A 23,653-nucleotide genomic window follows, 5' to 3' on the forward strand; every position below is an offset into this window, starting at 1 on the left:
CAGAGTTGAGCATGTATTTGGTTCTATGGAAAATGAACAGGGAGGAATGTTCGTTCGAACTATAGGACTTGCGCGCGCCAATGTTAAGGTTGGCATGATGAATTTGGTTTACAACATGCGTCGATTTGTCAGTTTATACAGTCGAATTGCGCCCGCAGCATGAAGAGTGGGATAAAATGGATATGAGTTTTACTTGGAATTATTATAAAACACACTAACTATCAATATTTATCGAATAAGCTCAGTTTTACAACTAAAACTCAACCATAAAATAGCACTCCAATAATTCGTAAATTTATCTCCGAATTTATAGAGATGCCCTTAAGACAGGTTAAGCTTATGAATAATATGACGAACTACCGAGTCAGGACAGTCTGACAAGTAAAAATGATTACCTGCATACTCTTTGAGTTGAAACTGACAATTTGTCCATTGCTGCCAGCCTCGAGCATCATTAATGCTCAGGACCGGATCATCCCGTCCCACCATGGCTGTGATCGGGCAGTTTAAAAGCTGATCCGAAGATACCTTGCTAGTTTCAATCAACCGGTAATCCTCACGTATAGCAGGGAGAAACAAGGCTCTTAATTCAGGCATCTCCAATAACTCAGGAGCAGTTCCACCGAGCTGGGTAATTCTTTGACACAGAGACTCGTCATCCAACTTATGTATGTTGCCACTTTTTTGAAACTGTGGAGCTTTCCTAGCAGAAACAAATAAATGCTCAGGATCACGCAGGCTTTCGCGATGCAAGGAGAGAATCAGTTCATGTGCAACTGTAGCCCCCATGCTATGGCCAAATACAGCCCAAGGACGATCGAGTATGGGTGTAACAGCTCTGCTCAACAAGCTGATTAATGTTTGCATATCTGCTGGCATCGTTTCGTTGTAACGATGCCCCCTACCCGGCAGACAAACGAGGACCAGCTCTACCGAGTCAGGCAGTAATTTCGCCCAGGGCCGATAGAGAGCAGCGCTACCACCGGCATGAGGTAGACACATAAGTCTGATTACTGCATTGGGTTTAGGATTAGGAATTTGTAACCAGGCTTCGGACATAAATTTATCTCGTTGTGGAACTCAGAGCGGCGAATACTACCTTTTAAATCTAAGTTTTTAAATTTTTATTCCAGATAGATAGGGCCTGACTACACTAGTTCGCCAACTCCAGTTACGAATTTTAAGAGACCGGATTGGATAACGATTTACTGAAAGGTTACAAGCCTCACTCCAATGAACTGGAGCTTCACTATAAACAACAAGGGATTTGGGATAACCAACCTATTTGGGAGCTGATTACACGCATTGCGCAGAGTTATCCGCACCGCTGTGCCGTTCGGGACTTATCAAGCCAATTACTACCGGGTCATGTCTGGACTACAGTGACAAAGTGGGAGGATGCCGATTTAAGCTCCCTCCGCTTGCTGCAAGTCGGTGGCCCAAAGCTTAGCCCAACAGATGCCCAGGCGGCGATGAATGCATTTCCCGGCGCACTACAGCAAGTATTTGGAATGGCCGAAGGACTGATCTGTTACACACAACACGAAGATACCGTCGAAGTCATCACTGAGACTCAAGGGAGGCCCATGAGCTCGCTGGATGAACTACGAGTGGTCGATGATTACGGATAGGAAGTGAAAGTCGGAGAAGAAGGTGAGCTGCTCACTCGTGGCCCTTACACGTTAAGAGGTTATTATCGAGCCGAAGAATATAACCGCCGCGCTTTTACTCCAGATGGTTTCTATCGCAGTGGCGATCGTGTGCGCAAGCTCGACAATGGCAATATTGTAGTTACCGGCCGACTCAAAGATGTTGTAAATCGAGGCGGGGAGACTTTTGCGTGCGATGAAATTGAAGAGCACCTACTCGCCCATCCCTATATCCAGCAGGCAGCTGTTATCCCTTTACCAGATAAAGTGCTAGGAGAGCAAGTTGGTGCAGCCATTGTATGTGCAGATAAAACGCCCACCCTACAAATGCTTCACGACTTCCTGACCGATAGAGGCTTGGCCACCTTTAAGCTACCAGAGCAGCTTAATGTATTATCCCACCTTCCGGTTACCGCGGTGGGTAAAATTGATAAGAAGAAGCTTTTGAAGCATGAAAACCAATAAGGGGATAGATTAGCATCAGTGCATCACTAAATAATCAGCTTCGATTAGTTTAGTGATGCTACTAACCAGCAATAAAATTATTGGCCCATCTCCCGAACCAGGTATCCTGCACCGTCAATATTCTCCATTACCCAGAGGATATAAGCAATATCGACATGAATCGCCCGAGTACTATCGGTGAAGTCCCAATCAGCATTGATGCTATCGTATGTTCCATCGAACACAACACCCACCAGCTCACCGCGACCATTCATTGTCGGGGATCCTGAGTTACCGCCCGTAATATCTACGGTACTTAAGAAATTAACCGGCACTGAATCGAGCTGCTTTTCATAGTAACGGCCAAAGTTCTTCTTATCGATAGCTTCCATCAAAGCTTTGGGGGCATCGAAGGGGTTCTCGCCAGTGTACTTCGCCTCAATACCACGCAAGGTTGTAAAAGGTACAAAACCTTGCTTACCGTCATTACCATCGGCAGCCCCTTTAATCGTTCCGGCTGGTGGCTCATAGCCTTTAACCAGGCCATAGGTCACCCGGAGGGAGCTATTTGCATCTGGATAGACCGGCTTACCCAGTGAGTGGTAATAATCAATCAGCATCTCCATATACTGTGGACGCAACTGGGCAAAGCGCCCTTTCATGGACTCCTCATGCTCTTCACGCGCAAGCATGTCATCGTACATGGCCACCGCCAGCTGGATATATGGGTCATTGCTCTCTCTGAAGTCCTCTGGCTTTTTGCCGATCCAGCCCTCACGTACCTCGACATCGGAAAGCTCCGTGTCCTTGTACATTTTGTCGAGAGCTGCCTCTAAACCAGCATTGCCTTTACTGATGTTTAAGAAACGATCAAAACTGGCTATACGCTGTTCTTTCGGAAGTACCTGGTAACGATTCAGGAAGTAGAGCCAGATCTGTTTGTCGACTGACGGATGATAGCTGCGCTCAATACGACGCATGCCCTCTGTAAATCGGGTCAGGTCCCGCTCCTGATAACCCGGCTTACGCTCAGCATCGGGTTTTTCGTTCTCTTTAGCCAATCGATACAGTTTGCTCGCGGCACCCAGCATTGCAGAGCGATCCATATAATCGATGGCCAGGTCCTGTTCACGGGTTGATTCTTTTTCTACAACCAGTGCCTCAAGGTCATCAATCGTCGACTGGTATTTTTTCTGGCGGCCTTTGTCTGAATCCACCCAGGCCTGCAAATCTTTTTCCAGCTTTTCTTTACGCTGCAACAGATCGCTGCGCTGGTATCCCTCCATCATGCCGGTAAAATTTTTAGAGTAATTATTCAACCCTGCCACGAGACTGGCATACTTTAACTCTGCATCTTTATTATCGGCAGTAGCCGTACCAATCGTTTCGGACCACTCACCCAATACCCGCTGCATGTTTGGGTAATACCAGTTGAAGTTGCTTTCCACTTCCTGGGCAGTGCGATAACGGTTAGTACGCCCCGGATAACCGGCAACCATCACAAAGTCACCTTCTTTAGGCCCTTTTGCCGCTACGGGCAGGTAGTGCTTGGGCTCGTAAGGGACATTATCCTTGGAGTAGTCGGCCGGTTTACCATCTTTACCAACATAGGCGCGGTAGAAAGCGTAATCGCCGGTATGGCGAGGCCACATCCAGTTATCGATATCACCGCCGAATTTTCCGATCGAAGATGCCGGTGCATGGACCAAACGCACATCGCGGATTTCCAACTGCTTAACCAAATAGTAATTCAAACCGCCGTAGTAGCTGTAGACCTCACAGCGATGGCCCGGATCTTTTTCACACTCGGAAACCAGTGCTTTCTCGGCTTCTTCTATTGCAGCAAAACGTGCAGCACCACCCATCTCATCAGTCAGGCGGTTGTTGACCTTATCCGTCACTTCGTTCATTGCAACGGTGACATAGACGCGGGAGCCAGGTGCAGCAGACAGCTCCTCAGATAAATCCCCGGCCAGGAAACCTTCCGCCAGCAAATCCTTGGATTCTGTTGAATTGTAAGAAATTGAGCCGTAGGCACAGTGGTGGTTGGTAATCACCAATCCTTGGGGAGAGACAAACGAAGCGGAACACCCCCCCAGGCTGATCACCGCATTCATTGGGAATTCAGTGAGCTTGGTCATGCTGGCTGGATCCAGCTTGAGGCCATGGCTACGAAGCTCTTTGGACAGTTCAGGCAACTGGTGAGGCTGCCACATGCCTTCGGTCGAAACACTCTCTTTCTCTGTGGCAAGGCTGGAGTAACTCGCTCCAGTGAGTAGTGCAACGGTTGCAACCCTAATAACGATTGAATTTATTATTTTCATATTTACTCATAAATTATAAATTAAGTAAGGGACGTCCTATAGGTCAGACCAGATTTGAATATCCGGCCTAACAGCTATTTGGATTCATAAAACACTTTTGTTTCGGTATACTGATTATCTACCAGGGCGTCGATCCAGGACTTCTCCATCTCATCCCAGCCCAAAGGTGCCTGGTTAATGACCTCCACCCGGCTTTCCAATATGTCATCCAACTCCAGTACTGTGAGCACTTTGTCAGCCGTGTTAAATCCGAATACAGCTTGCTCGGTAATAAATACACCTTTAATTCTCTCAGCTTCAGCGCCGCTGAATAGTGAAAAGAGCGCATCATAGTCAAATATAAATTCAGGGCTAAAACGCCAGCCACAGCTGTAGTACCCCTCTCCACTATTCTCTGAGCGGAGATAACCACACTCCGGCAATAGCTCAACTTCATCCACCGACTGAGTTACCGGATGCTGGTGACCATTCCCTGGAGAAACCTGGAAACCACTGGGAAGTTGAAGCCAGTCTAGTTCGATACGCCCCTGTTCCACCACTTGAAGAGGCTTTTCTGTCCCTTCACCTAAAAATGAGAGAAAGCGCTGAAGGTTTTGCAAGTCCTCAGGACCATAGAGGTCAGCCTTGTTGGCTACCACCAGGTCAGCAACTTCCAACTGCTGCCGAAAAGTCTCACTACGCAAATAGCGGTCATCCTCTATACAGCGGGCATCCACCAAAGTAAGCGTACCGCGAAGGTTCAAAACACCGCCGCGTACAGCGTCCGACAGCGCTTCAAGCACCTCTCGCGGATGCCCCAGACCCGTGGGCTCGATCAATAAACGATGGGGCCTGGCTTTAGCCAGTAACTGGTTTAAAGCAACCTGCATTGGTAAGCCCGCCGCACAGCACATACAGCCACCGGGTACCTCTCGGATGTAAATGCTGTCTTCCTGGTCCAGTTCAAAAAGTGCGCCGTCAACACCCACCTCTCCAAACTCATTGACCAGAACAGCCCAGCGTTCATCATCGGGCTTACTTTCCAGAAGGTGGCGGATTGCGGTCGTCTTGCCAACACCCAAAAAACCGGTAATAACGTTGGCGGGTACCCCGCGTATCAACTGACTAGCCGCCACTAAGCTGCATCCCGGCTACATTCATCACAGACACAATCCAACTCTAGTTGCGACGTTTGAAGATGAAACCCAGCACTTTCAACCGTATCGCGCAGCGCGGTGATGACTTCCGGTCTGATGCCAATTTCCCGTACTTTGCTACACCGGTTGCAAATTAAAAACTGTGGGGTTTGGTGGCTGTGATCACAGGCAATATGAGCACAGGCCAGATACTTGTTCTCTGAATTAAGCTTGTGAACCAAGTTCTCTGCGGCCAGGAAGTCCAGCATTCGATAGACTGACATGGCAGGAATTGAGTCGCCGACGTCACTATTGTAATGCTCCGCTATTTCGTAGGCTGAGAGCGGGGTTTTAGACCGCAGCAAAACGGTTAGGACATTCTTGCGCTTTTCAGTCAGGCGCGCCCCTGAGCTACGGCAGGCTTGTTCTGCCACACTCAGGGTCTGTCTGATTTGGGATGCTTTCATAGCTATTTCATTTGCAGTTTGTTGTCTTTAACAGTGAGCAGGCTAGAGCTGATCCCCTGCACTGCAATCCCACGACTATTGGGAAATTTATCAAACAGAGTACAATGACCCTGTTGAACAGCGCCAGATTATCACATCTGAATTCATATCCAGCACGGAAACCGCTGTGAACCGAGCTGTCACCATTTGTCGCGGAGGTATATAGCGCCTCTATAACATATTTGGGGCTTACACTGGGAACCGACAAACTCCAGGAAAAGATCAGGCCCAGATAGTTCACGGGTACCAGTTCCAACAGCTGTCTTTGGACATGATTGTGTGGCGCATGCCCAACCCACACCAGCTTGGCTAAAGGTGACTCCAGCTCGATACCAGTTTTATCTGCCTCGACCACCTTATACATAGTTGCCTTGCGGTGAATATGACTCCCCATAGCACCAGCTACCAGATCGGTAAAAACAATGCAAACAACAAAATCCTGCGAACTTCATCCTAGATTCCCAGAATAACCGGTCAAAGCGACTCGATATATCAAGCGGCGGTTTACCCAGTGGGCAATGATCAATAGGCCCGCACCAAGGATACTGGCGACTAGCTCCCATACTCCCTCCAAGTAAAGCGCCCCAACCAATAGCAGTGCCCCAGTGAATCCCACGATCATTACCGCATGGCGCTGATGGCGCCGGCAGGAGGTTGGGAAGCCAGCCAAAGCCAGAGTCACTACCGGTACGAGCAGCAGTAAGTGGAGAAACTGATCATCCCGCTGTGCACCCATTATCCCCAAACCGCCAAAAACCGGTAGTAAAGGGGTCAAAAGACAGTGCACTAGGCAAAGTCCAGAAGCCAAAATTCCTAAAGTATCTCTCACAATAATCCTTTTTCCTGTACGCAGCCCAATGCAAATCAGCACAACCATACAAATGATATGTTATATCATTTACGTAAAACTTCAAGTGGACCAGAATAAAAGATCAGGTGCTCATCGAACGCTTGATTGATTTACTGGGGATGGCGGGGATTTATAACTCAGTCAACTGTATAAAGACCCTAATGCATCACAGCATAAGGAAGAAAAGTTATAAATAGCTCAAATGAAGAATGAAGCGTTTCTTTTTCCAGGCTTACTGCCCGAAGTGGCAATGGTCATATAATACGGGTCAAAGACAAGGGCAAAACAACCATATTCGATAATGGTTTTGAAACCGCAGGCATAAAATGATAGAAAACGGAGTAGATTCGATATTTTTTTGCTCGCCCTTATACATCCCGGGAGCGACACAGCAATAAAAACATAGATGATCTCACTCGACAGTACCCCACAAAGATAACTGATTTTAACAAGGTAATAGGACTGCAAGCTTAATTTTCTATGGATAGGCTAAATAGCAGAACAAGTTCAAACATAGGTGGAAGATTGCAGAATGATATATTTATAGAAGCATGAGATGATCTGCTCAGCAGTGGATAAATACAGCTGTTTCTTGATGAAAACAATATGAAAATTAATGCAACATTAATTAGAGCAATCACTCTTACCTCGATATGCTTACTCATCTCAGCCTGCTCTCAAAGGATCGCCAGCTATATAGAAAAATCTGAAGACCATTCATTTGATAAAGAAATAACCACCAAGGAAATCAAAGAGCTCGGCTACGAGAAAAATAAATTTTTCCCAACCAAAGAAAACAATTGTATTAGTTATTATTATGGCCCACCATTAACCGACAATAAGCTTCAGTACTCTGTAAAATTTGGCGAGAGTGACAGGGAAAATATTGTAAAAATTAATTTAGAAAAGGAGTCTTTAGGTAGACGCTACTTTGGCACCGTAATTTTATTGCATGGATATCGCACCTCCAAAGAATTTATGCTGAATTCAGCCCTTTATTTCCGTTTTCTTGGATTTCAGGTTATTGTTCCAGATCTTCTCGGCCATGGTGATTCGGGTGGAAGTAAAAAATATGGGGTGGCTGACAGTAAATACATTAATTATCTTATTGACGATCTAACTGAAGAAGGGGTAATTGCAAATGGGAATATTTATATTGTAGGGAACTCTATGGGCGCCTTAACGGCCTCCTATATTTCCACTCTCAGAACAGATATCAGCGGAATCATACTATTAGCTCCGATGCCACCATTTGATGAAGCCGTGTACAACTATGCAAAACGTGACCACCCCCTACTAAGCAAAATTATTCCCGAGAAGGACTTCCGCAAGGGTGCGATTTTGGCTTTAAAAAAAGCCAAAATCAGTTTGAATGATACAAAAATACTACCTATCATTAAGTCCTCCAAGACTCCAGTACTACTAATACTCTCAGATTCAGACCAAATTTCGCCTTATGCAAGTTTCGAACAATTAAGAAATGATAATATCAAACTCATAAAAATTCATGACAGATATCATCCGAGCATGAATACAATAGGGGAAGTCGAGCACGAAGCAATTATTAGATGGCTCAACACTAGCAAAAATTAATCAAATAAAAATTGAGAATAAATTCTTTTATTAAAAACTTGACAACCAAGCCTCTCCTATACGAGTAACATAGGAGACACCGCCTTGGAATCTATATACAAATTTAAAGATCACTACTTTATTAGCATCAATTTAGGTTACAACTCCTTGTTTGGCGATGGGGGACAAACCTTTGACCCGTTCGTTTATCTCGGGCTCCTCTCAGGCCAGATAACTAAGATCGTCCTCTGCGTAGCTAGCATCATTACCCTCATACGTCACCCAGCTCATGTCGCAAAATCTGCTACCTCTATTGATCAAATCTCTGGCGGGCGGTTAATTCTTGGGGTCGCCAATGGAGATCGTCCGGATGAATATCCTGCAATGAATGTTTCATATCAGGAGCGAGGGAAACTGCTCCGGGAGACCTATGAATATATTCGCCGTATAGCAGAAACCTACCTTCAGCTTCAGAACTCATTCAGGTCAGTTTCCGGTAATCTGGACATATTGCCAAAACCGAAAGCAACTAATCTACCACTACTGATAACCGAACCTATCAGCAACCACCAGATTGGCTCGCCGACAACGGAGATGGTTGGACCACCTATCTTCGCTCACTTGCCATACAGCAACAATTTAGTAGTCAACTGAGAAATAACTCTATAATGCACAAACCAGTTATGGAGCCTTTTTTCATTGATATAATGTGATGTCCCGGATGACCTACCTCATCCGAATAACGACTCAGCATATGATCAATTATATGAATATCTAAACTCGCAAGAGGGAATTGGTGTTAATCATATTGCTCTAAACCTTCGCTTTAACAAAAGCAAATAGTGACGAAACACTTAATTCAATTTTAAAAATTATTATTTCATGGATTAATGAAAAGGGCTAACAAATGCAAAAAACTATTTTATTGACAGGCAGCACTGACGGTATTGGCTTAGAAACTGCAAAATTACTGGCAGCAAAAGGTCATACTTTACTCTTACATGGTCGTAGCGATGCAAAACTAGAGAATACGGAAGAAATAATAAAGCAAAACTCGCCTGAGGCCCATATAGATACATTCCGAGCAGATTTATCCAATTTTCGAGACATAATAGCACTAGCCTCAAAGATAAAAAATCAATATTCAAATATTGATACTCTCATCAATAATGCCGGCATATTTAAGGTACAGAACCCAATAACTGACACGGGTTACGATGTTCGCTTTATCGTAAACGTCATTGCCCCTTACCTGTTAACGAAACAGCTATTGCCGCTGTTTAGTATCGAAGGCCGCATCATCAATCTATCCTCTGCGGCGCAAGCAACTGTGAATCTCGAAGCTCTCAAAGGTCACCAACGATTATCTGACAGCGATGCTTATGCTCAAAGTAAGCTGGCTCTCACCATGTGGACTTTTCAACTCGCCCAATCACTTGGGAACAAAGCTCCGGCATTTATTGCAATCAATCCCGCATCATTTCTGGGTAGCAAAATGGTGAAAGATGCTTACGGAACTCAAGGAAAAGACTTAAGCATCGGCGCCAACATATTGGTTCGGGCAGCACTAGATGATGAATTCTCAAACGCTAGCGGCAGGTACTTTGACAACGACATGGGTAACTGGTCTCAACCACACCCAGATGCGCTAGATGAAAAAAAGAGAAAAGCACTTACAGCTGAGATTGAAAGCATCATCAAAAAACTTGGCTTTAAAGATACCTATTAAAAAGGGGGAAGGAAAGAATACCCTGCGCACTGGACCATATGAGGCATGGATTCCGATTACGAGCTTACAGGGACGTATTCACAGCGAGTCCCGAGCGCAGGCTATTCTTTCCTGCTGACCCAGTAGTAAGGGCTTAACACTTATCACCCAGCTAAGCATACGAAACTGCTAACGACGTTAACTTTAATCGATTGAAAGGAAGTCGCTATGAAATACGAGGGTTTTACCACGTTCACGACCAAACAGGATAACGGAATCCTAACTGTGACATTTGACTTTGGTCCAGTGAATGTTCAAGGGCAAGAAATGCTGGCCGACTTAAACAGCCTGGCAATGCGACTGGAACGGGATCGAGAAACCAAAGTCGTTGTGTTTCAGTCCGCCAATCCGGAGATTTGGGTGTGTCATTACGATACGGAGCTATTAAAAGATATGTCCGGCAAGGCTGTATCTCGCGAAGAAGTTCAGCTTCTGGATTTACAGGTAGTCTGTGAGCGCATCAGCAAGGTGCCCCAAGCAACGATCGCCAAACTAGAGGGCTTCGCTAGAGGTGGTGGCCATGAACTGGCCTTGGCACTCGATATGCGTTTCGCAGCCAGAGGAAAATATAAGTTTATGCAAATGGAAGTCGGTATGGGAATCCTCCCCTGTGGGGGAGGCGCATCAAGGATGGCTCGCCAGACAGGACTGGGTAAAGCACTAGAGGTTATTCTCAGCGCCCGTGACTTCGATGCGGACGAAGCAGAAAGACTCGGAACAATCAACAAGGCACTAGATCCAGACGAAATCGGTGAGTATGTCGATAGCCTGGCGAAGAGGATTGCTCAGTTTCCAGCAGAATCAATTAATGCCTGTAAGCAAGCGGTCTATGAATCAATCGATAAACCCATCAGTGAAGCGCTAAAAGCGGAAGCCTATTGGCTGTATCAGGCAACCAGTAAAACGCCTGCTTTGAAGCGCTTCTCTATGGCTGATGAACAAGGAATGGAGCACGATATTGTAAACCAGCGGAACTGGAACCAACTCGTGATGGATGTACAAAAAATAACCTAGTCAAATCATTAGGTATGGACTTCGCTGGTGTTGTTGAAGAAGCTGGTGGAGGTGTAGACGATTATCAAGTGGGTGATGAAGTCTACGGCTGCGCAGGGGGACTTGCTGACTTCCCGGGAACATTGGCGGAAGATATTGTCGCAGACGCTAACCTGATTTCACTTTCGCAAGTCTTCACTACTGGTGGAAGTGACCCTTAAAATGTGGTTGTTCAGACTTGGCATAATGATTCCCGGTTGCCAGGAAACTTTCATTTCAAGTCTGAACTATTTCAACTAACTCACACTAATTTTTTATTTTTTGACATACACCTTTAAAAATAACTTCTTATTCGAAGAACGGTTCCGTTATGAGGATATATAAGGCATCTTTAAATCGCCAAACTTTGTAAATGCATTAAAATTTACTTACTCTTAAAATAAGTCCCAAAATCTTCCGGCAATTGGTCCCAGGGAGCGTTCTCTATTACGGATAATACATAAATCAAAACTGCTAAATGCCTCAATTCCTTCAACACTTATAGGTAGAAGTAAGCCCTGCTCCAGTTCATTCTTTATAAAATGTCTTGGAATTCTACCCCAGCCAAGTCCAGCGAGAGTCAGCTCCTTTTTAGTGTGATAGTCATTGACAAACCATCTGCGTCCAACTTCCAGTAAATTAATATTTCCCTTTTTTGCTGAACGGCCAGTATCCCTCACTACAATTTGGGGAAGCTGTGCCGCTTCCAACTGCGAAATGTCATCACCCGGGAAAACGCCGGGGGCGACAACATTAACCAGTTCAACTTGCCCTGTTTTCTTCCACTCGTGCTTGCTCTTAACACCAAATAAAGTAGCAAATGCCAGATCAGCTTCATTATCATCTATACGCTCCATAACGCCAGACAACAGTTCAGTACTAATGCTGAAATCCGTATTGGGAAATGACAGCACTATGGGTCTGATCTGCTTTAGAAGAGGACCCAGTTCGACGATACCGCTGATGACCACGGTAAACTTCGGCTCTATTCCCGCTCCAAGCTGGTGCCCCATTACAGAGAGCTGTTCAAGACTTTGCATAACGCGCTTTGTCTGCTGGTAAAAAGCCCGCCCCTGTTGCGTAAGGCTCGGCCTATAGCTATCCCTATCAAATAGGGGGAAACCAAATTCCTCCTCAAGCTTCTTAATGGCATTACTGATCGTCGGCTGGGTTTTGAAAATAGCCTTAGCTGCACCTCGGAAGCTTCCCTGCTCCACTACGGCAATAAACATCTTTAGCTGCTCTTGGGTCATAACAAAACCTGATTCATCAAACCTATCATCTTGATCCAAATATACCATTATTATTTTATCAAAAGCATAGTTAATCTGCGTCCTGTCGAAACAAACAGAGTTGATAGATATGACTAAGAAGCACGATGATCTGAGCCTTTTTTCCCCCGGAAAGCTGGGTTCACTGGAAACAGATAGCCGTGTCATCATGGCTGCCTTGACACGTGCAAGAGTGGGTCGGGATGGTGTACCAACTGAAGTCAACGCCAAGTATTACGCCCAGCGCGCTAGTGCGGCGATGATCATCTCTGAAGCTACCGCAATTTCAGCCCAAGGACTTGGATGGGTGGACACCCCTGGCATTTTTACGGAAGAGCAAATCAAGGGCTGGCAAAAGGTTACCAATGCTGTACATCGTCGCGGAGGAAAAATTTTTATCCAGCTTTGGCACATGGGCCGAGAGGTACACCCGGACCTTATCGGAGGCCAAGCGCCAGTCGCGCCCTCACCAATAGCTGCAGTAGGTGAAGCACACACTTATGAGGGAAAGAAACCTTATGCAGTGCCCCGAGCCCTAACTTATGACGAGATTCAAGGCATTATCGCGGATTACAAACAGGCAGCTAAGAATGCACTTAAAGCCGGTTTTGATGGAGTTGAACTCCACGCTGCCGGGCCATACCTGCCAGCGCAATTCCTTCACGACAGCAGTAATCATCGTACCGATGCCTACGGCGGCAGTGTAGAAAACAGAGCTCGCTTCACCTTCGAAGTAGTCTCCGCACTATGTGAAGTCTGGGGATCAAATAGAGTCGGAATCAAGCTGTCACCTGAAATTAGCTTGACAGACAGCAATGCTCAAGAGACCTATTTATATGTTGTCAACCAACTCAATAGGTACAACCTAGCCTATTTACAGATGATGGAGCGAGCCTGGGATAGAGATAATCAGCCAGACATTGACCATGCCCAGCTACGCAACACCTACAAAGGTCGCTATGTTGCTAATGGTATGTATGACCTTGAATCTGCAAACAGTGCTATTGCCGATGGCTCTGCCGATTACATCTCATTCGGGCGTTTATTTATATCCAACCCAGACTTAGTGGAGCGCCTGGCAAATAATGGGCCCTATAACGAAGAGGACATGTCTTCATTTTTTGCTGGCGATGAACGCGGGTATTTGGACTACCCCTCATTAGTTACACAAAACTCTTAACTTAAACATATATCAATTTCACTATTGGGTATAATCATGGAACAAATATTGATTACCGGCAGTACCGGAAATAACGGCAAAGCCGTTCTTAAAAATTTTGCCAACACCAAAATACCTGTAAGGGCCATGCTTAGAGATCTTTCGAAAGCTCCGATCGTTGCCGATAATATCAGCTATGTGAAAGGGGACTACGAGGACGAACAATCCCTGTTAGAAGCTATGAAAGGTATTGAAACTGCCTTTCTGGTTACAGCATTCGAACCCTCGTTTCCCAGCAAGCATGCCGCCTTTATCCGCGTGGCGGAGCAGGCCGGTGTCAACCATATCGTGCAACTCTCCGGTTTAGGTGCTGATACAAGCTCACCAATTGATATAGCCAGATGGTTGGGAGAGGCAGAAGAGCATCTTATTCAGTCATCTTTAGACTGGACAATTCTACAGCCCGCCAGTTTTAACAGCAATTTCTTCGCCTCTGCAGAAGAAATTGCTCTACAGAGCACAATTAGTGCTCCATTTGGCTCTGCACCAGGGGCAACAATTGTTACTGTTGATCATCAGGATATCGGTGATGTAGCCGCAAAAATACTAATAGAGCCGAGTGAGCATATTGGGAAGAAATATGTTCTTACTGGGGCAGAAAAATTAACTTATACCGATATAGCAGATATATTATCTGAAGTTCTGCATCGGGAAATAACATACCTACCTATTAGTGATGAAATAGCAAGACAGGGATTATTAAATGCGGGAATTCCAGAGAGAGCTACCGATGCTCTGTCACAACTTTGGCCTGTAACCCGCGAGTGGGGTCACACGATTGATCTCTCCAATCATGTAGAACAGCTTCTGGGCAGAAAGCCAACTTTACTCAAGACATTCTTTCGCGATAAAGCCAGGCAGTTCAGTAAAAAAGAGGCCTAGATATAGAGCTATAATTACCCTCATAGCCGCACTGGGCATGTCAGAGTTATAGGTCATGTTCCTGCGCCGATGCCTACAGACAGCAGTGCAGGAACATTACTGATTTTTTAACGATCAGTCACTTTAAAAGAAAGAAAGTACCCTTCCGTTGATAAAAACACTTTCAGTATTTTATCCAGGCCCCCATCCTTGCCCTGAGTGCTGACAACCCACTGTCGCTGGTTGTCAACACGCTGCATTGCAGCATTGAGCGGCTTGTCAGCCCAAGATTTGTTGAGCTTACCCTCTTTGATTAGGCGAGCTACTTCCTGGCTGGCGATGCCTTTGGCTTCTACCATAGATACAGTGGCAAAATTGTCTCTCTCATGGTCACCATGGGCGAATGCAAGATTTGCAATACCTAGGGTAACTGATACACAGATGACTTGAATAAATTTGTTCATAATATTCTCTTTCTTCTCGGCTTTAGTAAATGTTGATAAAAAACGTTACTGCTTAAGTCCAATAACCTCGTAGAATCCCTTTGTTTTAAGGGTAATCTTCACAGATTCCTGACCGTTATTCTTCCAGTACCAGCCATGGGAACCATCAAAAGGCGTGGTAAGAGAGCCACTCATTTTATTTGCGGTAGCAATAGCAAAGCTCTCAAAGTAACCGGTAGTATCGCCTGCGGGTTCGCCGTGAAAGTCAAAGTAAAGTTCACCACTCTCCGTTACCCACTCGTACTCCAGATGACCGTATTTATCCAGTTGAAATTTGTATTCAATCCCACGGCCAGCGGGCACTTCAATAGTTGTAGTGTCAGTCCGATAAGCAAAGGACTGCTCGCCACGCTGCACTGCTTCTGGCACAGCAATTTCCTGCTCTTGGCTGTTTAATTCAGTAAGCCCCAGTGCACTGCCGATACCAGTAGGATCTATATTGTATTCAGCTGGCAGGATTACTGTGGTCAACATAATTGCAGCAAGCACACCAGCAGCAAGTGTGGATTTAATCAACGTTTGTGCAGATTGCACTGGCATTTCAGTTGTATTCATTCTGTAAGCTCTAAATCTATGTTCTTTCTGTTCTATTAACTTGTAAAAGTCACTTTCCCGCTATCTAACTCACGAAGTAGCCGGTCATCTGGTAACCCACCAACATCAGTCCACCACTCATTAGTAAGGTATTTGTCATAGTGGAAAAGCGCAGGAAACTGTCAAAGCGACGCCAATAATTGATGGCGAGGAGAATAAACAGTAACGCAACAAACTGACCAATTTCTACTCCGACATTAAAGGCCAGAATGTTCTCCACCAACCCATCGCTGGACAACTTGAATTCTTGTAATTTGGTTGCCAAACCAAAACCGTGGAAGAGTCCAAAAATCAGTACGGCAGCCTTGGTATTAGGCTTGAAGCCAAAAACCCGTTTGAAGCCGCCGAGATTATCGAAGCCTTTATAGACAATGGATAATCCAATAATGGCATCGATCAAATAGGCATTCACATGTGTGTCGTTAAGCACTCCAAATAACAAAGTTAAGCTATGACCGAGAGTAAAGAAGCTCACATAGATAAGAACATCTTTTGATCGATATAAAAAGAAAATGACTCCCACCAGGAACAGCAGGTGGTCATAGCCAGTCACCATATGCTTGGCGCCAATATATAGAAAGGGAATTATAGATACCCCTTCATTACCGGCAAGAAAAGTCTTGGTAGCATCGTCCACCCCGTGGGCAAATAGCGGCATGGATATCACCATGCCTGCTATCAGCGCCATCAGGGCGAAAACCATTTTTAAACTATTATGCAACGTTACTATCTCCCGTTATTAAAGGTATAAATTTTTGTGAACCAAAGCGCACACTGGCCCGGTTAACTGGCTCCAGCCAGAGCCACTTCAGGGTTATCTTGTGAGCTCTTCGACATGGAATCCCTGCTATGTAAAATTCTGTAGAGTGCCGGCAATACTAAAAGTGTCAGGATTGTTGATGAGACAATACCGCCAATAACCACCGTAGCCAGTGGGCGCTGTACCTCAGAGCCAATACCAGTATTCAGGGCCATGGGCACAAAACCGAGTGAGGCAACCAGTGCGGTACTAATGACCGGACGTAAACGGATAAGGGCGCCCTCAATAATGGCCTTTTCTATGCTGTAACCTTGGTAACGCAGGTCGCGAATAAAGGAAAGCATCACCAGACCGTTAAGGATGGCAATTCCGGAAAGCGCGATAAAACCAACGGCTGCGGAAATGGAGAAAGGGATATCCCGCAACATTAAAGAGAACACACCGCCGGTTAATGCGAGAGGTATACCGGTAAAGATAATTGCCGCATCTTTTATGGAACGAAGCGCCAGCAGGAGAAGCCCCATAATCAACACAAGGGTCAGCGGTACTACTATCGATAAACGTTCAGTAGCAGACTGGAGCGTTTGATAGGTCCCGCCGTATTCAACCCAGTAACCAGGTGGTATTTCCACTTTACCGGAAACGGACTGCTGTACATCAGCAACAAAGCTACCCAGGTCCCTACCCCGAACATTAGCCGTTACCACTACCCTGCGTTTACCGTTCTCGCGGAAAACCTGATTGATACCGGCAGTGAGTTCCAAGCTGGCAATTTCCTCCAGGGGCACATAGTTGCCATTGGGTCGATGAATCGGCAGTTTCTTTAGCGCATCCAAATCCTGGCGCAATACCTCTGGCAAACGCACAACAATATCGGTGCGGCGGTCTCCTTCATAAAAGCGGCCAGCAACCGTACCTCCCAGGGCGGTTGCCAGCTGCTCCTGTACCTGGCTGATGGCCAGCCCGTACTGTGTTAGCGCAGCCTGGTCAGGAACAATGGCGAGAACCGGTAAACCGCTGGTTTGCTCCATCTGTATATCAGCAACGCCTTCTACACTGCCTATTGCCGCTTCAATTTCACCACCCAAACGCTCCAATTGCTCAAAGTCATCGCCAAAGACTTTGATCGCCAATTCCGCACGCACCCCTGCTAAAAGCTCGTTAAAGCGCATCTGGATTGGCTGGAGAAATTCATAGCGGTTGCCGGGGATTGGCTCTACCAGCTTTGCCAGCTCTTCTACCAGCTGCGCTTTCGGCTTATCCGGATCTGGCCACTGAGACCTGGGTTTCAGGATAATAAAGTTATCGGCAACACTTGGGGGAACGGCATCGGTAGCCACTTCCGCAGTACCAATTTTGGCGAATACACGCTCCACTTCGGGCAACTCTTTAATCCGCTCCTCCAGGGATTTTTGTAGTGCAATCGCTTGTTCCAGGGATGTGCCGGGAATACGCAAGGCGTGCATGGCAATATCGCCTTCATCCAGATTCGGCACAAATTCGCTACCCATTCTGCTCGCCGTATAGCCGGATACCAACACCAGTATCGCAGCAATAGCGACAACCATGCCACGCTGGCGCAATGCAAACTCCAGGGCCGGGCGATAAAAGCTATTCAGCTTCTCCAGTGCAGGGTTTTTCTTTTCGATCACCGGTTTGCGGAATAGCAGCGCTATGCCGGCTGGCACCAAAGTAATGGAAAGAAACATCGCAGAAAGCAGCGCAATCACCACGGTAATAGCCATTGGATGGAACATCTTGCCCTCTACTCCAGTCAGGGCAAAAATGGGTAAATACACTGCTGTGATAATGAACACACCAAACATGGCCGGGCGAATCACTTCCCGCGTCGATTGGAATACCAGGGTAAGCCGTTCTTTTAGATCTAACTGGCCACGCTTGCGGGCGGATTCGCTGAGGCGTCGCAGACAGTTCTCGACAATAATGATGGCCCCATCCACCAACAAGCCAAAGTCCAGCGCCCCCAGACTCATCAGGTTTGCACTTACGCGGGCCTGAACCATGCCGGTGATGGTCATTAACATGGCCACCGGAATTACCAGCGCTGTGAGAATTGCTGCGCGAACGTTCCCCAGTAGCAGGAAAAGAACCGCGATAACCAGCAGCGCACCTTCCATAAGATTGGTTTGGACCGTGCGCAATGTCTGGTCAACCAGACCGGTACGGTCATAAACCGCAGTCAATGTGATACCAGGTGGTAGACTCTGTTTGATATCCTCTAACTTTTCACCAACTGCACCTGCAACGGTGCGACTATTTTCGCCAACCAGCATGAAAACGGTGCTCATCACCACTTCCCTGCCGTTCTGAGTAGCCGCCCCGGTGCGCATTTCGCGCCCCTCTTCGATCTTGGCCAAGTCGCCAAGGCGAACAGCAACGCCATTCACTTCCGCTACCAAGAAATCCTTCAGTGTCTCTAACGAGCTTGCCTGCCCCGGAACCCGCAACAACCACTGGGCGCCACTGTGTTCAATAAAGCCTACACCGCGGTTACGATTGTTCTCCTCAATCGAGCGAATCAGGTCTTCCTGGGTCAGGCCGAATGCCAGCAGTTTCTCTGGCTCTATAGCAATTAGAATTTCTCTCTTGAATCCGCCGATCGGATTGACTTCCACCACACCAGGTACACGCAGTAACTGTGGTCGCACAATCCAGTCATGCACCGAACGCAAGTCTTTAGGTGTTACGGCACTGCCATCAGCATTGGTGGCTCCGGGTTCGGAGTCCACTGTGAACATAAAGATCTCACCAAGACCTGTGGCGATGGGTCCAAGCTCCGGCTCCAAACCAGCAGGCAGTGCACCGCGTACACCAGTGAGCCGTTCATTCACTAACTGGCGGGCAAAATAAATATCGGTGCCATCTTCAAAAATCACCGTAACCTGGGACAACCCATACCGCGAAACGGAGCGTGTATAAGCAAGGCTCGGCAATCCAGCCATTGCATTTTCCACGGGGTATGTAACCCGTTGCTCAACTTCTTTAGGGGTATACCCCGGTGCCTCCGTATTAATAACCACCTGGATATTGGTGATATCTGGTACCGCATCAATGGGCAGCCGGGTGAAATTCCAAATGCCCAAACCGCACAGTAATAGTACGAGGGCAATAACAAGCCCGCGATTTTGAATTGAGGTTCTTATCAAGTACTCAAGCATGTCGAACCCTCAGTGATCGTGGGACGCACCGGACTTTTCAATGTCCGCTTTAATGATGTAGCTGTTACCGGTGACATATTCGATTCCCGGTCGAATCCCCCCCAGCACCTCTACCCAATCGCCAGCTTCACGCCCTAACTCCAACATACGCACCTCATACTGATCACCCACCTTGGCATAAACGACGGTGAAATCACGGAACGCCTGTAAACCAGAACGCTTTACGGCGAGAGGTACCTCATACTCCGCTACTTGGATATCACCGCTTACAAAAGAACCTGGTGCGAGGCCTGCGGGAACATCTTGCAGTGACACTCGAACGGCGGTGGCCTGGTTGGGTTTCATCAAAGTATCAATTTGTTTCACTACCCCGAGCAGTGGAGTCCCCAGAGACTTGATATTTACGGAAACTGGCGCACCCTGACGAATCTGGGGGCGTGTCGAGGGGAAAACATCCAGCTCTGCCAACAAAGCTGTATCATCGGCAACAGTTAATAAAGCTCTACCTGCGGTCTGTTCACCGGGGTTTACATTGCGCTGTACTACTACACCGGCAATTGGGGATTTTATAGTGTAGGTGCTCAGGTTTTGATTGCTGTTAATGGCAATCAGGGGTTGCCCTTTTTTAACACGCTCCCCCAATCCCACCTGCACAGTTTCTACATAGCCATCGAAACGCGCACTGATTTCACGTACCTGCTCTGGATCTACAATAAGCCTGCCGTAAGCGCGGCTGGTCTCACTCATCCTGGCTGGGCCAACGGTTTCCGTATCAATTTTCATGGATTCTGCAATACTGGATTCAATACGGGTTCGCCCCTCAAAGTTATCATATTGCCAACGGTATTCTTGTCCCTGGTACTTGGCTGTTAGAGTCACAACAAATGAGTGGGGCTCATAGATCACCATATCACCACGCAGATAACCCCCCTCGGGCCGGAATTCGATGTGATCCTCTCCATCTCCAAGCCTTGTAAGAACCACTTTAAGATCAACCTGTTGAGGATTAACCGGCTCTCCATCGTTACTCACCCAAACCCGAAACTCCGGGGGAACACCAGTTTCATAGATACTTAGCTCAACGGCAAAATCACCTTCTCGCAACATGCGCCCACGATTGGGCCCTTTTTCCGGCTCCACCTCCGCGACAGCTCCGGCCGCATACACACTGCCGCTGCCACTTAGGAACAAGGAAAGTAAAGCACTGAATATCAGGCTGGAAAAAACTGCGGATCTCATATCTCGCTCTCGCTTATCTGTGCCACTGACAGGCCGGTGAGTTTTTCAATTTCAATCAGGCTAAGATGTGCGTTGTACTGCGCCTGGAGCAGTGAAAGCTGCGCATCGGTAAGCCCCTGTTGGGCTAGTGCCAATTCCAAGTAATTGTAGCGACCACGTCGATAGGCTTTTTGCGTAGCGGTGAGCGCCTTATCCAGACTGGGAATCATCTTTTCATTCAAGGCATCAGCAACGTGCCGGTGATGCTGCAGCTTTTGGGTCATTACAAAGAGTTGAGTATCCAACGCAATCTCTTTCGCATTTCTTTCTGCTCGGAAACGATTTTGTTCCGCCATCAAAGCAGATACCTTGTTGCGATTGCGATTGCGATCGCCTTTGCCTATGGGAATTGCGAAACCAGCTACCAATCCAAAATCTCCACTCGCTTCATTGCGACGAATTCCGGTATCAATCCGCCACTGAATGCCGGCTTCTGCACGGGCCAAGTCAATCTCCGTTTGGGCCACACGCTCACGGCTCATAAAAATTTCCAGATTTGGATTGCTCGCAACCAAGCTTCTTAATCTGGAGAAATCTACTTCTGGAATTGCATTGGAAAGAGAACCCGCCACTCCAAGAAAGCTGGGTTCCCTGGAGCCCCATTGGGCAGCTAGTTTATGCCTAGCAATATCCAGTTCATGTTCGACATCCTCCACGGCCAACAGTCGACGCTGCAAATCGACTTCCGCCCGAAAAGCATCGGCTTCATTCGTTTTGCCAACACTAACCTGACGATTAATTTCAGCGGTCATCGTGCGAGCCAGATCGACTGCTCTTTTAGCGATTTCCAGGCGTTCCTGCTGCGCAAGGACCTGGAAAAAGTAACGCGCGGTTTTAGCGGCAACTTCTAATTCAAGAACCTGCTTTTGGGCCTCAATCACAGAAGTCTTACTGCGTGTAGCCAATACACGTTTTTCCGCGAGATCCCCCTGTAATAGCCAACTGATGCCAACTGTTAGCTGAGAACTGCCGTTGCCATCGCTGCTCTTATCCTCTCCCAACCCCTCAGCGGCAACACTAAGCTCTGGGCGTGGTCCCAGCTTGGCGTGCTTGGATAAAGCATCCACAGCCTCAAACTGATATCGGTAACCCGCCAGTTCAGGATGGTTTTGCAAGCTTTTAAGGATTGCCTGCTCATATGTAAGGCCCGATAACTCCTCGCCCTGCTCTGCCTTAAGGGACCCACTTAATGCGACTAAAAAGAGCACAGCCCCGGCCACAAAAAACCGATCTATAGTCGGTTTTTTAGTTATGACTAAACGCAAACAATTAAACACTTCGGCTTCCTTAGTGGGAGAACAGGGTTTCGACGGTGTGGTGGAGTGCATCCACCGAAACAAGGCAAGTGCCAGTGAGAACTACAAACAATCCAGCTAATAATAAAGGGGATAAGTTGCGCCCCTTATCATCAGACAGCAAGTAACGAATACGGGCATCCAGCTGGTCAAGAGCGAAATAACAGACCAGCGCTGAACTTCTCTCTTTGGGCTGCAACCCATTGGAGATGCGGGTTACCTTAAGCAGGGTTTGGGCGATAAAGGTCTCACTCCACCCCTGTCTATGGGCATAAGCATCTGCACGCTGCTCCATACACAGCGCCATTTGCCGATTTAGGTAATCCCCCAAACGCGCGGGGAAAAAGCTGGCAAACAAAGCGAATATTAATTTCTTCAGAGGGTCAAATTTTTGCGCATGGGCTTCCTCATGCAGACGCACCACCTCAAATTCTTCCGCTGTTAACTGGTCACGCAGACCGCTGGTATAAAACCCTTTTGGACGGAGCAGACCACTGGTGAAAGCTTGGGGACCCTGAGCCTGGATAATGCTCTGATCAGACTTGTCCCTATCGCAAAGTTGCATTAACAAGCGGAGCTGCGCCAAATGACGATGGGCTCGTTTAAAACTTTGAAGCACCAAAAACCCGCTAAGGGAAAGAAACGCAATGGTAAAAACACCATGCCAACTGTAGAGATTAAAAGCGTTGATATGGTGCCAATGAGCCAGTGATGCAACGCCCCCTAAAATGTTCGGGAATGCTAGGATGACAGCAGCAGTGGAAGCCGCGAACCACGGCAGCAATACCACGCTCCATAGCAGTAAACGCCGGCTACTGGCAGATATGCGAAGTGAATGCCGGGAAGCAGAAAGGCAGACAGCTGACACCAATAAAATACCGACAAACAGGCCAAGCGCTGCAATAGTCAGCAGGTTTAGCCAGAGTGCAACCTGCCCCAATATCATTCGCAATCACCCTGCTGGCGTTTTACCTTCTGGCTTTCGATCAGCTGCTCCAGCTGTTCTAATTGACTTTCGCTCAGTTCCGATGAGATAGAGGTAAATGCGGCTACCAGACCGTTCTCATCATCAACAAACTCACGAGTAACGTCTTGAATCAGCTGCCCGACAAACTCGTAGCGCTCCACCGCCGGGCTGTATTGGAATGCGTGCCCCAGCTTCTCCCGAGACAGCAAACCTTTCTTGTAGAGGCGGTCCAGCGTGCTCTGGATGGTATTGAGAGAACCTCCACGGGCCCTGCTCAAGTCCGAGTGGACCTGTTTGGCATCCGCTGATTTTGTACCCCAAAGGTATTGGAGCACCTGTTTCTCAAGATCGCCAAGTCGCATAGACCATTATTCCAATAGTTAAAATCACTCTCAGAATGATGGTAGAGGGGCAAAAACCGATCGTCAATAGGTTTTTACCGAAGCCCTATTGATGAATAGAAAGG

General features: G+C 47.1%; 23 protein-coding genes and 1 pseudogene. 10 read left to right on the plus strand and 14 right to left on the minus strand.

Annotated features, from left to right (window positions below; genetic code table 11):
- A pseudogene (locus ACCI49_RS17360) lies at positions 1-163 on the plus strand (IS5/IS1182 family transposase); the annotation flags it as partial.
- A gap of 158 nt (positions 164-321) precedes the next feature.
- Here the strand turns inward: ACCI49_RS17360 and ACCI49_RS17365 are convergent.
- Positions 322-1,059, minus strand: coding sequence for a thioesterase II family protein (locus tag ACCI49_RS17365; protein WP_371840389.1), 738 nt, complete (start codon positions 1,057-1,059; stop codon positions 322-324).
- A 134-nt stretch (positions 1,060-1,193) separates the two neighbouring features.
- On the opposite strand from ACCI49_RS17365, the gene ACCI49_RS17370 reads away from it, so the two are divergent.
- Positions 1,194-1,631 (plus strand): AMP-binding protein, encoded by a 438-nt coding sequence (locus ACCI49_RS17370; RefSeq protein WP_371840390.1) that lies wholly within the window; start codon positions 1,194-1,196, stop codon positions 1,629-1,631.
- A gap of 3 nt (positions 1,632-1,634) precedes the next feature.
- Positions 1,635-2,114: an AMP-binding enzyme gene (locus tag ACCI49_RS17375; RefSeq protein ID WP_371840391.1), complete on the plus strand. Its 480-nt coding sequence runs from the start codon at positions 1,635-1,637 to the stop codon at positions 2,112-2,114.
- A 77-nt stretch (positions 2,115-2,191) separates the two neighbouring features.
- On the opposite strand, the gene ACCI49_RS17380 is transcribed toward ACCI49_RS17375, so the two are convergent.
- The 4 genes from ACCI49_RS17380 to ACCI49_RS17395 form a co-directional block, all read right to left on the minus strand.
- Complete coding sequence (locus ACCI49_RS17380) at positions 2,192-4,417, minus strand: S46 family peptidase (protein WP_371840392.1); 2,226 nt, start codon at positions 4,415-4,417, stop codon at positions 2,192-2,194.
- A 74-nt stretch (positions 4,418-4,491) separates the two neighbouring features.
- Positions 4,492-5,532: a CobW family GTP-binding protein gene (locus ACCI49_RS17385; protein ID WP_371840394.1), complete on the minus strand. Its 1,041-nt coding sequence runs from the start codon at positions 5,530-5,532 to the stop codon at positions 4,492-4,494.
- Positions 5,532-5,999 (minus strand): Fur family transcriptional regulator, encoded by a 468-nt coding sequence (locus ACCI49_RS17390; RefSeq protein WP_371840395.1) that lies wholly within the window; start codon positions 5,997-5,999, stop codon positions 5,532-5,534. Before ACCI49_RS17390 ends, ACCI49_RS17385 begins: the two co-directional genes overlap by 1 nt.
- A gap of 487 nt (positions 6,000-6,486) precedes the next feature.
- Positions 6,487-6,915 carry a MerC domain-containing protein gene (locus ACCI49_RS17395; RefSeq protein ID WP_371840396.1) on the minus strand — a complete coding sequence of 143 codons (429 nt, stop codon included), beginning with the start codon at positions 6,913-6,915 and terminating at the stop codon, positions 6,487-6,489.
- Positions 6,916-7,494: 579 nt separating this feature from the next.
- Between ACCI49_RS17395 and ACCI49_RS17400 the strand changes: the two genes are divergently transcribed.
- The 5 genes from ACCI49_RS17400 to ACCI49_RS17420 all read left to right on the plus strand — a co-directional run bounded on the left by ACCI49_RS17400 (position 7,495) and on the right by ACCI49_RS17420 (position 11,442).
- On the plus strand, positions 7,495-8,481 hold the full coding sequence (locus tag ACCI49_RS17400) for an alpha/beta hydrolase (RefSeq protein WP_371840398.1): 987 nt from the start codon (positions 7,495-7,497) through the stop codon (positions 8,479-8,481).
- An 84-nt stretch (positions 8,482-8,565) separates the two neighbouring features.
- Complete coding sequence (locus ACCI49_RS17405) at positions 8,566-9,114, plus strand: LLM class flavin-dependent oxidoreductase (RefSeq protein ID WP_371840399.1); 549 nt, start codon at positions 8,566-8,568, stop codon at positions 9,112-9,114.
- 253 nt (positions 9,115-9,367) lie between these two features.
- Positions 9,368-10,189, plus strand: a complete 822-nt coding sequence (locus tag ACCI49_RS17410) for an SDR family NAD(P)-dependent oxidoreductase (protein WP_371840400.1) — start codon at positions 9,368-9,370, stop codon at positions 10,187-10,189.
- A gap of 207 nt (positions 10,190-10,396) precedes the next feature.
- Positions 10,397-11,242, plus strand: coding sequence for an enoyl-CoA hydratase/isomerase family protein (locus tag ACCI49_RS17415; RefSeq protein ID WP_371840401.1), 846 nt, complete (start codon positions 10,397-10,399; stop codon positions 11,240-11,242).
- Between the two features lie 14 nt (positions 11,243-11,256).
- On the plus strand, positions 11,257-11,442 hold the full coding sequence (locus ACCI49_RS17420) for an alcohol dehydrogenase catalytic domain-containing protein (RefSeq protein WP_371840402.1): 186 nt from the start codon (positions 11,257-11,259) through the stop codon (positions 11,440-11,442).
- A 213-nt stretch (positions 11,443-11,655) separates the two neighbouring features.
- Here ACCI49_RS17420 and ACCI49_RS17425 read toward each other — a convergent pair whose 3' ends face one another.
- Positions 11,656-12,513: a LysR family transcriptional regulator gene (locus ACCI49_RS17425; protein WP_371840403.1), complete on the minus strand. Its 858-nt coding sequence runs from the start codon at positions 12,511-12,513 to the stop codon at positions 11,656-11,658.
- A 109-nt stretch (positions 12,514-12,622) separates the two neighbouring features.
- Between ACCI49_RS17425 and ACCI49_RS17430 the strand changes: the two genes are divergently transcribed.
- Together ACCI49_RS17430 and ACCI49_RS17435 are read left to right on the plus strand one after the other, a co-directional pair.
- Positions 12,623-13,711 carry an alkene reductase gene (locus ACCI49_RS17430; protein WP_371840404.1) on the plus strand — a complete coding sequence of 363 codons (1,089 nt, stop codon included), beginning with the start codon at positions 12,623-12,625 and terminating at the stop codon, positions 13,709-13,711.
- 36 nt (positions 13,712-13,747) lie between these two features.
- Positions 13,748-14,632 (plus strand): SDR family oxidoreductase, encoded by an 885-nt coding sequence (locus ACCI49_RS17435; RefSeq protein WP_371840406.1) that lies wholly within the window; start codon positions 13,748-13,750, stop codon positions 14,630-14,632.
- A gap of 107 nt (positions 14,633-14,739) precedes the next feature.
- On the opposite strand, the gene ACCI49_RS17440 is transcribed toward ACCI49_RS17435, so the two are convergent.
- The 8 genes from ACCI49_RS17440 to ACCI49_RS17475 all read right to left on the minus strand — a co-directional run bounded on the left by ACCI49_RS17440 (position 14,740) and on the right by ACCI49_RS17475 (position 23,549).
- Positions 14,740-15,075, minus strand: a complete 336-nt coding sequence (locus tag ACCI49_RS17440; protein ID WP_371840408.1) for a DUF6488 family protein — start codon at positions 15,073-15,075, stop codon at positions 14,740-14,742.
- A gap of 45 nt (positions 15,076-15,120) precedes the next feature.
- Positions 15,121-15,669 (minus strand): hypothetical protein, encoded by a 549-nt coding sequence (locus tag ACCI49_RS17445; RefSeq protein ID WP_371840409.1) that lies wholly within the window; start codon positions 15,667-15,669, stop codon positions 15,121-15,123.
- A gap of 64 nt (positions 15,670-15,733) precedes the next feature.
- Entirely contained in the window at positions 15,734-16,429 is a 696-nt protein-coding gene (locus tag ACCI49_RS17450; protein WP_371840410.1) for a HupE/UreJ family protein, read from the minus strand.
- 62 nt (positions 16,430-16,491) lie between these two features.
- Entirely contained in the window at positions 16,492-19,647 is a 3,156-nt protein-coding gene (locus ACCI49_RS17455) for an efflux RND transporter permease subunit (RefSeq protein ID WP_371840411.1), read from the minus strand.
- Between the two features lie 9 nt (positions 19,648-19,656).
- Positions 19,657-20,886, minus strand: coding sequence for an efflux RND transporter periplasmic adaptor subunit (locus ACCI49_RS17460; RefSeq protein WP_371840412.1), 1,230 nt, complete (start codon positions 20,884-20,886; stop codon positions 19,657-19,659).
- A complete protein-coding gene (locus tag ACCI49_RS17465) occupies positions 20,883-22,202 on the minus strand; it encodes a TolC family protein (protein ID WP_371840413.1) in 1,320 nt (439 codons plus the stop codon). The genes ACCI49_RS17460 and ACCI49_RS17465 overlap by 4 nt, the downstream gene beginning before the upstream one ends.
- Positions 22,203-22,212: 10 nt before the next feature.
- A complete protein-coding gene (locus ACCI49_RS17470; protein WP_371840414.1) occupies positions 22,213-23,166 on the minus strand; it encodes a M56 family metallopeptidase in 954 nt (317 codons plus the stop codon).
- Positions 23,163-23,549 (minus strand): BlaI/MecI/CopY family transcriptional regulator, encoded by a 387-nt coding sequence (locus tag ACCI49_RS17475; RefSeq protein ID WP_371840416.1) that lies wholly within the window; start codon positions 23,547-23,549, stop codon positions 23,163-23,165. The genes ACCI49_RS17470 and ACCI49_RS17475 overlap by 4 nt, the downstream gene beginning before the upstream one ends.
- Between the last annotated feature and the right edge of the window lie 104 nt (positions 23,550-23,653).

The organism is Microbulbifer epialgicus, assembly GCF_041447265.1.
GTDB classification, from domain to species: Bacteria; Pseudomonadota; Gammaproteobacteria; order Pseudomonadales; family Cellvibrionaceae; genus Microbulbifer; species Microbulbifer epialgicus.